This is a genomic window from Clostridioides difficile ATCC 9689 = DSM 1296 (assembly GCF_001077535.1).
Taxonomy (GTDB): Bacteria; Bacillota; Clostridia; order Peptostreptococcales; family Peptostreptococcaceae; genus Clostridioides; species Clostridioides difficile.
Window position 1 is genome coordinate 730,330 of record NZ_CP011968.1, and the last position, 13,567, is coordinate 743,896.

13 protein-coding genes are annotated in these 13,567 nt (G+C 25.0%); 1 reads left to right on the plus strand and 12 read right to left on the minus strand.

Annotated elements, in window-relative coordinates; translation table 11 throughout:
* Nucleotides 1-181 precede the first annotated feature (181 nt).
* The 12 genes from CDIF1296T_RS19635 to CDIF1296T_RS03925 all read right to left on the minus strand — a co-directional run bounded on the left by CDIF1296T_RS19635 (nucleotide 182) and on the right by CDIF1296T_RS03925 (nucleotide 12,489).
* Nucleotides 182-1,018: a sensor histidine kinase gene (locus CDIF1296T_RS19635; RefSeq protein WP_009895625.1), complete on the minus strand. Its 837-nt coding sequence runs from the start codon at nucleotides 1,016-1,018 to the stop codon at nucleotides 182-184.
* Nucleotides 1,019-2,043: 1,025 nt separating this feature from the next.
* Entirely contained in the window at nucleotides 2,044-2,754 is a 711-nt protein-coding gene (locus tag CDIF1296T_RS03865; protein ID WP_009895627.1) for a LytR/AlgR family response regulator transcription factor, read from the minus strand.
* A 383-nt stretch (nucleotides 2,755-3,137) separates the two neighbouring features.
* On the minus strand, nucleotides 3,138-5,165 hold the full coding sequence (locus CDIF1296T_RS03870; protein WP_021377816.1) for an FtsX-like permease family protein: 2,028 nt from the start codon (nucleotides 5,163-5,165) through the stop codon (nucleotides 3,138-3,140).
* Between the two features lie 73 nt (nucleotides 5,166-5,238).
* Entirely contained in the window at nucleotides 5,239-5,991 is a 753-nt protein-coding gene (locus tag CDIF1296T_RS03875; RefSeq protein ID WP_009895631.1) for an ABC transporter ATP-binding protein, read from the minus strand.
* A 1,193-nt stretch (nucleotides 5,992-7,184) separates the two neighbouring features.
* Complete coding sequence (locus tag CDIF1296T_RS03885) at nucleotides 7,185-7,361, minus strand: hypothetical protein (RefSeq protein WP_003429517.1); 177 nt, start codon at nucleotides 7,359-7,361, stop codon at nucleotides 7,185-7,187.
* A gap of 103 nt (nucleotides 7,362-7,464) precedes the next feature.
* A complete protein-coding gene (locus tag CDIF1296T_RS03890) occupies nucleotides 7,465-8,046 on the minus strand; it encodes a TetR/AcrR family transcriptional regulator (protein WP_009888409.1) in 582 nt (193 codons plus the stop codon).
* Between the two features lie 124 nt (nucleotides 8,047-8,170).
* A complete protein-coding gene (locus CDIF1296T_RS03895) occupies nucleotides 8,171-8,995 on the minus strand; it encodes a MerR family transcriptional regulator (RefSeq protein ID WP_009895633.1) in 825 nt (274 codons plus the stop codon).
* A 177-nt stretch (nucleotides 8,996-9,172) separates the two neighbouring features.
* Nucleotides 9,173-10,066, minus strand: coding sequence for a CPBP family glutamic-type intramembrane protease (locus tag CDIF1296T_RS03900; protein ID WP_003437659.1), 894 nt, complete (start codon nucleotides 10,064-10,066; stop codon nucleotides 9,173-9,175).
* A gap of 256 nt (nucleotides 10,067-10,322) precedes the next feature.
* Nucleotides 10,323-10,760: a LytTR family DNA-binding domain-containing protein gene (locus tag CDIF1296T_RS03905; RefSeq protein WP_009895641.1), complete on the minus strand. Its 438-nt coding sequence runs from the start codon at nucleotides 10,758-10,760 to the stop codon at nucleotides 10,323-10,325.
* Between the two features lie 256 nt (nucleotides 10,761-11,016).
* Complete coding sequence (locus CDIF1296T_RS03910; RefSeq protein ID WP_003429511.1) at nucleotides 11,017-11,166, minus strand: YvrJ family protein; 150 nt, start codon at nucleotides 11,164-11,166, stop codon at nucleotides 11,017-11,019.
* Between the two features lie 12 nt (nucleotides 11,167-11,178).
* Nucleotides 11,179-11,409, minus strand: a complete 231-nt coding sequence (locus CDIF1296T_RS03915; protein WP_003437662.1) for a DUF2922 domain-containing protein — start codon at nucleotides 11,407-11,409, stop codon at nucleotides 11,179-11,181.
* Between the two features lie 858 nt (nucleotides 11,410-12,267).
* Nucleotides 12,268-12,489: a DUF1659 domain-containing protein gene (locus CDIF1296T_RS03925; protein WP_003437342.1), complete on the minus strand. Its 222-nt coding sequence runs from the start codon at nucleotides 12,487-12,489 to the stop codon at nucleotides 12,268-12,270.
* Nucleotides 12,490-13,068: 579 nt separating this feature from the next.
* On the opposite strand from CDIF1296T_RS03925, the gene CDIF1296T_RS03935 reads away from it, so the two are divergent.
* Nucleotides 13,069-13,326 (plus strand): Mor transcription activator family protein, encoded by a 258-nt coding sequence (locus tag CDIF1296T_RS03935; RefSeq protein WP_009895643.1) that lies wholly within the window; start codon nucleotides 13,069-13,071, stop codon nucleotides 13,324-13,326.
* Nucleotides 13,327-13,567 lie beyond the last annotated feature (241 nt).

Sequence of the window (13,567 nt, forward strand, 5' to 3'; positions counted from 1 at the left end):
CCTCATCAACTAAAAAGTTTATTTTGAGACACACACATTTTTACTAAGGTAAATAAAATATCACATTTGATTAAATTTTAAGTTAATGAATATATGTGTAAATATTTAATTATAAGTTATTATAATTTTACATAGTATCAAACAATCTAATTTGTATTATATAAGATAATCTAATTTTAGACTAAAATAATCTAATATAAAGAAATAAAGAAAATTCACTCTCAGTATAAGAGATATCCAATTTTCCATTGTACTTATTAACAATTTCTCTAATATTCTCAATACCATATCCGTGAGAATTACTATCTTTTTTATCTGAAATAAATAGTTCTTGTTTTCTATTGATAGGATTTACCTTGTTGTTTGTCAATAAATAGCTAAAATACTCCTTCTCACAACGTGCCTTTAATACCACTTTTCTATTTGACAAATCAGGAATTTTCAAAGATGCTTCTATAGCGTTATCTAAAGAATTTGAAAAAATAGTACATAAATCTATAGGTTCTATACCCAAGTGATTGTCTATATCTATATTAAAGTGCACATCAACACCATTTTCTTCTAAACTTGTATGACGAAGATTTAAAATTGAGTTAAGAGCTTGGTTTTTGCAAAATTGTTTTCCACTAAGAGTACCTATACCTATTTTTAACTGATTAAAATACTTTTTAGCTCCAGCAATATCTTCAATTTCTAAATACGATTCAATCATTTGAAAGTGATTATTCATATCATGTCGCATTTTGCGTATTTGAATTTGTTGATTTTCTAGTAAGTTATAGTATTTTTCTTTTAGGTGATTTGCTTGTTTTTCTATCTTCATCTTTACATTTTCAATCAATGGCTGTAAAAGAAGTATCACACCGATATTTGCCAGAATTGCTGACAAGATGATTAGATAAGTGCCATAAGGTAAGTTGCCTAAGATAATATTCTTATTACTACCCATAGGGATTAAATTAGTAGGTGGCAGAATAATAGCAATTAATATTGATAAAAATGAAGATATACATACCATATCAATAAAAATCCATATTTTATTTGATAAGTATTGTTTTATATTGACCAATCTATTCTTTAGGAAAATATGTATTAAAAACCAAAATAATAATTTAATTAGAGCAGAAATTATCTGGACTATTGAAAGTATTAAAATATACTCTTTTGAGTGTATAAGTTCCTCATATATAGGGTTGTTTATAAAAAGAAAATTAAGCCCAATTATAATAGGATAAAGTATCATGACAACTGATATTATAGGAATTAATTTGCTTTTGCTACATATTATAAGTAGTATAAAATATCCAAATAGTGTAAACAAAATATTTACGGGGTCGGAAAGCCATATTATCATTTGACTAATAATAGAGTAGCCCAAAATCAATATGATTTTGAAAATCCAATGATTCCTAAAGTCTATAAAATAGGAAGTCAACTTATAAAGAAAAAAGGCTATGAAAATATTGATTAATATTAGAATAAAATTTATGCTTGTAGAGATTAAAGAATAAATGCCCATTTAATATACCTTTCTATTAATTAAGATTCTGGAAACTAAGTTTTAAAAAATTAAATCTTAAAAATTAAAATTCTGGAAATTAGATTTCAAAGAATTGATTTTGAAAAATAAAATTCTAGAAATTAAGCTTCAAAAAATTGAGTTTTAAAAGATTGAAATTTTAAAAATTAAGTTTCAAAAAATTAAATTTGAAAAAAAACTCTAAAAACTAAGCTTCAAAAAATTGAATTTTGAAAGATTGAAATTCTAGAAACTAAGCTTTAAAAAATTAAGTTTGAAAAAAACTCTAAAAACTAAGCTTCAAAAAATTAAATTTTGAAAGATTGAAATTCTAGAAACTGAGCTTTAAAAAATTAAGTTTGAAAAAAACTCTAAAAACTAAGCTTCAAAAAATTAAATTTTGAAAGATTGAAATTCTAGAAATTAATCTTCAAAAAATTAAATTTGAAAAAACAAAACTCTAAAAACTAAGCTTTAAAAAATTAAGTTTCAAAAATAAAATTCTAGAGATTGAACTTCAAAAATTAAGATTCTAACATATACCTTGTAAATTTTCCTACAACCTCTTGATATTTTTTACGGCTTATAGGAATTTTTTCATTCTGAACTTTGGCATAAGTTTGAGTTATACTATCTACATGGTTTAGATTGACAATATACCTTTGATGCGTACGTATAAAATTAGAGGGAAGAACAGTTTCCATATCATTTAATTTTCCGTAGTATTCTAATGTTTTATCAAAGGTAACTACAGTTAATTTTCTTAGCTCACTTTTAAAGTAGAGGATATCTTTTGTATTAATTTTACAAAGATTAGTTCCAATCTGAACTGTAATAAAGTTTTCTTTCCATTGTTCTAATTTTTTTAGTGCTTCTTTTAATACTTTACATATTTTTTCAGTTTTATAAGGTTTTAAGATGTAGTTCAAAGCTCCTACATCATATCCATGAAATACATAGTCAGAAAAACCTGTGACAAAGATGATTATAGTATCCTTTGAATGTTTTCGTATAGTTTTTGCTATGTCAACGCCATTACTTTTTCCAAGTTCAATATCTAAAAAAATAATATCTATGTAATAATTTTCGTGTTCTAGATTGTATACTAGACTTTCTCCATTTGAATATTCTTTTATTTGGTAGGGGTAGCCCCACAAATCCATTTCTCTTGTAATGATTTTATTCAGCATGTTTCTTTGTTGTTTTTCATCATCACAAATACAAATCGAAGTCAATTTTTTATCTCCTTTCAAATTTTATATTTATATAGTTAAGTATATAATATATTTTGCTACCTAGATATATAAAATGAAATAACAATTATATCCAGATAGCAAAATAAAATTTTTTATATTAGTATACTTACACTTAAAACTATTCTATTAAACTTATTCTGAAGTGCTAATGATTTTCTTATTAAAAAATCTAACAATCTTTCTTATTATAAAATACAAATGCTTTTATTATTATAAAAAGTAATGATTTTATTACTTTAAAAATCTAATAACCTTTCTTATTATAAAACACCAATGATTTTATTACTTTAAAAATCTAATAACCTTTTTTATTATAAAACACCAATGATTTTATTACTTTAAAAATCTAATAACCTTTTTTATTATAAAATACCAATAATTTTTTTGAATTTCTTATAAGTTAATAGATATATAAGGTACATATAAACCCCACAAATCCCTATAAAACCTAAGTTTATCAAAAGAGCATTGACCTCACTATTGACGATTCTACCATCATTATTTAACATAATCATAAAATTAAACAGATAAATTAAAAAACTTCCTGCAATAAGAGGGTATGAAAATACTTTCTTTAATTGATTTCTAATACAGAACTTTATATAATCATTGTTTGCTCCTAATCGATTTAAATCCATAAAGACCTGCTTGTGATTTATAGCTATAGTAACACCCCTTGTATATGCAATGATTCCTACTGCTGTAAAACATATGATTGCCACATATATGAATAACATTAAGAAGACTGCCATGTTTTTTATCATATCTTGGCTTTGTAAAATTTTAAAGTTAGGATAGTATTTCCAATTAAGATACAACTGATTGTTGTTTGGGTCTAGTTTTAAATGACCTTCACCACTTGGATATTCTTCATCCATAAAATATTTTCTTCCAGTTGATTCATAACGTTTTTTTACGTATTCATCATAACCACTGAACATGCCCATTTCCTTAGATGTTCTTTTTATAATTTCTTTCTTTAAGTCATTGGCAAAAGCATAGGTATCTTTATCTACATTAAATAGTATAGAATTATTGTAATTTTTTATGGATAAATCTTTAGTAAATGATTTATAATCCTCATCATTAAGGACATAGGCGTTCATACTTCTATTTTGAAAAAAAGAACCATTAAATATTATTTTTCCAGCATATCTAAAGGGGATTTCTTTTTCTGTGACTGGGCTTGATATAAATTTGGTATATTTATAATCTTGATTTTCATTTCCTTTATTTACAACAGCAAGATATTCACCATTTTTTATAGTTATTGGTTTGCCAATTAGCTTGGAAAAATCTTTAGAATTAAAGAACATATCATAGGAGCTTTTTTTCATATATACCTTTTCGATAGTTCCATCTTTATGATATATTGATTCTACACCATCAACAATTAATTCTATAGAAGGAATTTCCATATAGTTTTGAATTTTTATATTGTGTTTATCTGCTAATTGTTCAATATCTTTTTTTGATACCTGTTTATCTCTTTGATTGTAGGTAAAAGTATAATCTATAGGGTTATTTTTAAGAGTATCATAGATACCTGTAACCATATTAGGAACATAGAATACAGCAAATAATGCTCCTGCAATCAAAAATGAAATAACACACATGTTTTTTACTGTTTGTCTTCCCATAAATCTCATCATGCTAGTTGATATGATGTTTTTATAGTATTTCTCTGGATGTTTTCCTCTTTTAGCATGTACAACTATGTATGTCATAATCATATATATTCCAATAAGAGAGAGTAGATAAGTAAAGCTCCATACAGATGGTAGTCTATAATTTAATTTGTTTATAGTTAGTGAAGGTACGAGATATCCTAGAAAAATACCTAGTATAATAAAAATTATACCTAATATACCATACCAGTCCTTTACATCCTGTATTGGTTCAGATATTCTCTGGTCATTTAATATATCAATTATATTTGTACGATTAATAAATTTTACAGAAAGTATAAATATGCATAATGTCACAAATACACTAAATATAAATCCATATATGAATCCTTGAGTTCCAAAATGATATGTCATTTCTCTGGTATCAATAATCACTAATTGAAATATTTTCCATATACCAAAAGATACAGGAATACTTAATATAAGACCTAAAAAACAGCATACTACTGAAATTAACAATATCTCTGAAAATAGAAGTTTTTTTAATTTCTTCTTATCTGTTCCTAGAGCCATGAAAATACCAATTTCCTTGCTTTTAAATTTTAAAAAGAGGGAAGATGCGTATGTAGTAAAGACAGTGCATCCTAATATAGCAACTGAGAATATCATTGTAGCCTGTTTTCTGCTATCTCCACCAGTTGGAAGTATGTTTTGTATTGTTGGGCTAAAATAAATTAGAGCATATGAAGTTACTAATACCACAGAAAGTATTATACAAAAGAATAAAGTTGTATAGTTCTTCCAATTATAGGCTCGAAGTTTACTGTATAATTTATTAATTGTCATCTTGAGCGCCTCCCATTTCTTTTAAAACTTCTAGTAATTCATCTAGGAATTTATGTCTTGAATTTGATTTTACAACTTCTTTATAAATTATTCCATCTTTAAGCACAATAACTCGGTCACAGAAGCTTGCTGCAAAGCTATCGTGTGTAACCATGAGTATAGTAGCATCTAATTCTTGCTTTGCTTTTAAAAATGATTCAATGACTGTACGACAAGACTTACTATCAAGGTTACCAGTTGGTTCATCTGCTAATATTAAATCTGGGTTGTTCATGAGTGCTCTTGCTACTGCTGTACGCTGTTTTTCTCCACCAGATATTTCGGCAGGGTATTTTTTTCTGATATGTTCAATACCAAATAGCTCACATAGATTAATTGCACGGTTTTCCATTTGTAAGACTTGACTACCTTTGATAATTTGTGGAACACATATATTTTCAAAGACACTAAGACCATCAAATAGCATGAAGTCTTGGAATACAAATCCTAGTTGTTGATTTCTAACTTCTGAAAGTTCCTTTTCTTTTAAATTTCTTATATTATTATTTCCAAGAATTATTTCCCCATTATCAATTGGGATAAAACATGAAATACAATTTAAAAGAGTAGTTTTTCCACTTCCTGATGAACCCATGATTGCGACAAATTCTCCTTTGTTGATTTCAAAAGAAATATTTTTTAATACAGGATATGTTTTACTGCCTGTTTTATATGATTTACATAATTGGTTTACTTTAAGCATATATATCATCCTCACTTTCATTTATCTTGTAAGTCAATGATAGCATTTGAAAGGGGAGGAGGGATATGAGCTATATTGTAATAGTTGGATGTTTTTTTGTAATGTTTGAAAATATATTGTTTGGATAGTGTGAGAGGTTATTATTATAGTTAAATTGATTATATTATTGGAGGATTTAGAGGGTTATTTTTAGGTATTAATTGTTGTGCTAAAGTAATATGATGTGGAACATTGAAGGTGTAGTTAGAAAAGAAGTATATAGTAAAAGTAAAAAGGTTATAGAATAACGAATGTTGTATTGAAAAAAATGATGTAAATAATGTATAGTAGGGTTAAAAAGAAAAAAAGAATTATAGAGCAGTAAGATTATTTAATGGAATGTATTGTAAATAATTTGAAAGGATTTAGGGGCTATTAACACAATGTAATTGAGAAAATATATTGGAGTTTTGGAAATAAATAGGTTGTTAAAAACAATTGAAATTTATAATAAAAAGGTTAAAAAGTATTATTAGTATAGGTATGATAGATAATTTTAGAAAGTGGAAGTATTTTAGACTATGCTGAAAAGTGATTGATATGATTTTGAGATATTAAAATATTACTATATTATAGTAAAGAAGTTAAAATAATAAAATGTTGTAATAATAAAGGTTTGTAGTATAATAAAGAACTGTAATAAATAAGACTTTGCAATGTAATAGAAATGCTGTAATAATAAAGGTCTGTAGTATAGCAAAGAACTGTAATAAATAAGAGATTGTAATAATAAAAGTCTGTAGTATAATAAAGAACTGTAATAAATAAGACTTTACAATGTAATAGAAATGCTGTAATAATAAAGGTCTGTAGTATAATAAAGAACTGTAATAAATAAGACTTTACAATATAATAGAAATGTTGCAATAACAAAATACCATAATAAATAAGAGTTTGCAATATAATAGAAATACTGTAATAACAAAACACTGCAATAAATAAGAGATTGTAATATAACAAAATCCTATAATAAATAAGATTTTACAATATAATAAAAATCCTATAATAAATAGGACTCTGTAATATAATAAAATGCTGTAACAACAAAACACTATAATAAATAAGACCCTGTAATATAATAAAAATACTATAATATAGTAAAAATCATGCAATAATAAAAATCTATAATAATAAACCTCAGCATAACAAAGACATTAATTTCTTACTAAAAAGGCCACCACAATTAACAGTGAAAAAGCAATTGAAAGTATTGAAAAAGTAAAGTGAGAATTAGAGTCATTATTACGATTATTAAGTTTTATCCATAAACCACATATAATTGTACACAACAATAAAATTGCTGATATTACTCCTATAAATGTAAAAAACATTAAAATTCCTCCCCCTTATTTAATGCAAGTATTTTTAGTCAATGAGAATATTTTCAAACGTTACCATAAAATAAAAAAATGTACATAAAAAATTAATATAGTATTATTTTGTAATATCTACCAATAATAAATCTAATTGAAAATCTATTAAACCATTTCTCTGTTCAACATTAAGAATATCAATACCACTATACTTGAAAAAAGCATTAGAACGAAGAAAAAGCAACTGAATAAATGAAGTTATTTGATACGCAATAGTTCTGTATTCAGCTTCAGTTTTTTTGTTATTCTGATTTTCATAGTGAGCCTTAATTAAAGGTAGTATCTCAAATGGATAAACAATTTCTTCCTGTATCAATATATAGGGTACAGAAATCTTTATAAATTGACTATGTTCACCTATAAAATCAAAAAATGCAATTAGTATTTCCCTTAATTGCTGTTTAGGTGCTAAATTTTTAGTATCATGTGTAGCCTTATATTCATCCATATGACGCTTTAAAAATTTTTTAATAGAAATATTAATTAACTCCTCTTTAGATTTAAAATAATAATTAATCATAGCTAAATTGACATTTGCTTTAGCTACAATTTCTCTAGCCGTAATGCTTGAAACATCTCTATGTGAAGATAGTAACTGGATTGTGGCATTAATTAATTGTTCCTTTGTTGAATCTGCTTTCATAATTTTTCCCCTTAAAAGTTTCTTCATAAAAAATTAAACATGTTTAATACACGTTTAGATACTATCATGAAAATTTTGGGATGTCAATGGGTGATTAGTACTTAAGTATTTAAGTACTAATCGATTAGACTTTTATAAGGGGGATTTGAATTTCTGTAAGATAATTTTCAGGATTTATTTCATTATGTTCACCTTTATGACCGATTTGTCTATTTATACCTGATATTTGATAATCACTATTTTTATCTAACCAATAACAGAACGATTCATATGCACCAGCTATATTTTCATATGGACCATAAACCATAGTACATGCCATCATATCAATTTCTTCTGTCTCACGATATATAAATCCAGATTTGTTCTTTCCAATCTTCTTTACAACCATTCCAACTTCAATATCTACACCATTATCTTTGACTTCTTCATCATGGTAAAAAGCTATGTTATTGTTGGATTGACGTGATACTTCTATATGTTCTTCTTTGATAAATTTAGATAGCTTTTCCCAGAGTATACCTTCAGATTGGTAGTCTGGAATTATCTCTCTAAGTGATATGATTTTATAACTTGGAATCTTTTTAAAGACAACATTGTAATGAATTTCATCTTTATCACAGTTTATAGCTTCTATAAATTTATCAATTTTATTTATTCTTTGTTGTTCCTGCTTTATTTCCTTTTGTATTTCATTCTTTTTTCTATTCAATTCCTTAATTACAAATTCATCATTCCAATTATGTACGATATTTGCTATTTCTGCAACGCTAAATTTTGAATCTCTCAATAATACAATTCTTTGTAATATTGAAATCTGTTCAACTGAGTATAATCTATGACCTGTATATTTGTCTGTTTTTGCAGGTTTTAAAATACCAAGTTCATCATAATAACGCAACATACGAATAGAAATTTGTGTTAGTTTTGAAACCTCTCCTATTTTAAACATGAAAATATGACCTCCTTTTCACTTATAATCAGTATATATTTTGTTTTTATATACTTCAAGCGTTTGTGGAAATACAATTATTTTCCAGATGTTACAATAAATTATAGAGAGTAAATTATATTTAAGTAGTAATCGTATCAAATCATAGATTATCTTAATTTATAATTCATATTAAAATTACCAGTCTAACTCAAATTCAAAATCATCCGACTTTATCTGTTCAATTTCAGAATTTACCTTCTGTTTAAATTTATTAGAAGAAATCATATATACAAGAAATATTAAACCAAATATTATTTGTACATATTGAGCTATTACACATAATTTAATAGGGTAGTGTAGAAGTAATTGAATGTTGAAAAAATAGTACATCATATGAACTAACCCAGCTGATAAAATGCTTCTACTTGTATTGATATATACAAAATTAATTATAAAGTTTAAAAGTACAATGTTTGGTATAAATAAAAAAGCATCAAATAGGGAGTATTGTGCCAAATTATATGGTATTTGATTAGGTGTAAAATACGACCCTAGATACCAGATTCCACAAACAAGCCCTAAAATAATTGAAGAGCCTATAAATCCAAATCTAACTAATAATTTGTCAATGGCATATCCTCTCCATCCAGCTTCTTGACTAAGTATACTCAATATAAAACTTGCTAATAGCATATAAGCTATTTTAGAAGGTCTAAACACTGCTATGTGTATCCAATCTATATCAGAAGTTTTTACATTAAAGTAATTTCCGATTATTAACGAAGTAATAAAAGTTAAAGCAAAAAATAATATTGTTAATAGTATCCATTTTATTCTAATTTCTTTAAAGCTTAGGTATCTATAAATAAAATCTTGTTTTGCACTTTGTGGATAGATTGTAGAAATAAAAAATAGACCTACAATAGCTGGTGATGTATATGCAAGATAAAAAATGATTTCTCCAAGTATTGTATTTGTAATTCCGAGCAACGCAGGTGTAAGACTGAATATCCAGTTCAATACTAGCGTAAATGTAAAGAAATAGATTAAGTGTTTGTTTGTATTAAAGGGGGTGTTATATAGTTGCATTTTTTCACTATCCTTCCGTTTTATAATGAAGTTTTAATTTTTATTAATTGTTTATTTATTTTTATATGTATTAAGTTATCGCTTGATGTTAGTTATTGCCTATAATAATATCCTATTTTTTATATTTTGATTAATTATTTTTACACTAAATATAATTAATTAGTATTTAATATTGAATATATTATATTATTATTAATTATTAAATAGGTCAATAAATTTGCAATTAGTGATATTAATAAATTACTTTAGATTTTTATTAAATGTTTAGCTTTTCTTTAATATTTTTTATATAACGACGATTTATAATAACTTTTTCGTTGTTTTTTAAAGTAGCTTGCATGCGATTATGTGATATTACTTTTATACTTTTTATGTAGTCCATATTTAAAATCATGGATTTAGATATTCGTGAGAAGGATGTATTAGCTAATAATTTTGATAATTTATATATTTTTAAATCAATTTCAAATACATCATCTTCATAATAAGCAAATGTTTTATTTCCAACTGTCTCAAAGTATAAAATATCATAGACATTGAGTTTATAAATCTCTCCTGATTTTTTACCTTTTATATCAAGTAACGGTGTACTCAATAATGAAATTATTTTTTCAATGTTATTATCTAGAGCAGAACATTTTATGGTTATTTCAATATCATCACAATTAATACCTTGTTCGACATGTATTTTCATTAATCATCACCTCATTTTATTACTGTCATTAGAATAGCATTATATCTTATTGAGTCCAACTAGATGCGTTCTAAATTTCAAATTAAGCATAGTGAAATTCAAAAATAAAACAGTGAAATTCAAATTTGAGGTGGTAAAATTCAAAAAAATACTATGGATATTTGGATAAATTATCCAAATATCCTAGCATTTTACATAGAATATGCCTAATTATTTTACAAATAGACCTATTTTATGACTTACATATATTGTCAAATTACTTCTTAAATATCAAAATATTTTTGGATAATGTATCAATACTGTTTGATAAAGTATTTAATTTACCCTCAATTCTAACCAATAAGTACATGGATAGAGCTATAGGAAAACCAACATTGGTTATTAACAGTTGTAAACTATCATCCATAAAATTAGCCCCCTATTCTATAACTAAGTCATAAGGAGTGGTATTTGTTTCCACAACCTTGGCTTCAACCACAGAAGCTAGGTCAAATCCTCCAACCGAAAAAATATTTTTAGATACTATCAAATCCATGACAGATTTTATATTTTCTTCAGTTAAATCATCCTTTGGATTTTCTATAGAAAAAGAAACTTGTTTATCCTTTACATTTTTAAAGCTCATGACTAATTTTTTCTTAATTTCCATATAATTACCTCCGATATAATAATTTATATTTTAATTGTTTGCTTGTTAATATTGGTATTTTAATTGTCAATATTAGTGTTTTGCTTGTTAGTATTAATATTTCAATTGTCAATATTAATGTTTTGCTTGTTAGTATTAATATTTCAATTGTCAATATTAGTGTTTTGTTTGTTAGTATCAGTGTTTCAATTGTCAATATTAGTGTTTTGCTTGTTAGTATTGATATTTCAATTGTCAATATTAGTGTTTTGCTTGTTAGTATTGATATTTCAATTGTCAATATTAATGTTTTGCTTGTTAGTATTAATATTTCAATTGTCAATATTAGTGTTTTGCTTGTTAGTATTAGTATTTCAATTGTCAATATTAGTGTTTTGCTTGTTAGTATTAGTATTTCAATTGTCAATATTAATGTTTTGCTTGTTAGTATTAGTATTTCAATTGTCAATATTAATGTTTTGCTTGTTAGTATTAGTATTTCAATTGTCAATATTAGTGTTTTGCTTGTTAGTATTAGTATTTCAATTGTCAATATTAGTGTTTTGCTTGTTAGTATCAGTGTTTCAATTGTCAATATTAGTATTTTAATTGTTGACTCTAGTTATTGCTGATATAGAAAATATTTAATTTATTTCAATTAATTAGATTAAAGTAGGGTAGCATCTAAAATAGCTAACATGTTTAAGTTGAAATACGTTTAATATATTAATTTTTCAAAGCGTTAATATATTAAAGTTATAACCAAAATTGAAGTTATAATCTGCCAAATCTATAGCGTATTAAGTACGTTATATAACTTAATCTTTTATATAAAGAGTTAATTTTTTAATTTGTAAAGCAGAGTACGTTTAAAAGATACTATTTAGATAGTGATGTACTATCTAATTTTAAAATATCTACAATAGGGTTCTCTTGAAGACTTGCTATTGCTTCTGCAACAGCATAAACATCTTCATTTAATGCCTCTGCTTTTACATTTGCAAATGATTTACTTTTAACAACTGCCTTACCCTTATCATCAAAACCAGCATCCAATTTTAGTTTTATACTAGATAAATTTTTTGTTGAAACAACTTCCATAAAATTACCTCCTAAAAATTTAATTTCAAAGATTTGTCGACTTTCTTTGTTAGCTATAATACTATCATCTAAGATAATATCGGAGTTAAACAGTAATTTCTAAAGATTTTTTGTGTAAATTTTTATAGGAAAAATTTTACTTTTTTGCTGATGAAAAAGTTTACAAGTTATTTGTGAAGATATGTTCTTAGTGTTTTGAAATAGTATTTGTATATATTCCTGCTTAGTTGAGATAGTTTTGTATGGATTTTCATATGTGTAGAGTTAAATGTTAGGTACTAAAGTTTATGTTAAATTAAATGTTAAAGCTTATGTTAAAAATTTTATTAAATTTAATCTGTAAATAAAAAAGTTAAAAGTCCAATATTAACATTTTACTTTTAAACCATTAAAATCTTTATTAAAGCTAACAAAGTTATAAGTTATGAGAAATTTTATTGAAGTTAATACAAAAATTAATTTTAAAGCTAAGAAATTATTTATTAGATTCAATAAAACTAATAAATATAGTTTAGTCAATAATGTATTAAATAAAAACTTTGTTAAGTCTATAAAAATATCTTAAAGGAGGTGTAACTTATGAAGATAAAAGTGGAGGATATACCAGTTCAATTTCATGCAATGGTAGAAATAATTGGAATTGATAAGTTTATAGAGGTTGCCAAGTTGTATGGAGGAACAAATACTTATATACCTACGTATAAGGGGCTTTTTAGATATGCTAGAAATAGGGATATAGTAAAACAATTTAATGGAGTCAACCACAATGAATTGGCTATTAGATATAATATGTGTGTAAGCAATATTAAGCGAATACTCAATGAAAATAGTGTTTAAATATAATAAAATAATGTTTAAACATAATGAAAATAGCCTTGTTAAACGTAAGAGTAAAGACAAAGAAGATGTTTTATAAAGTTTTTTTAGACAAATTAACTAAATTTACTACTTATTAATTTAAATACATTGTATATTCTATAAAAAAATTTGTTAAATACTGGAGATATATTGAGAATACAAAGAAAATGGTCGAAAATATTTGTTGGCTAAAAAATAGATAAAATGATACAATTGCTTG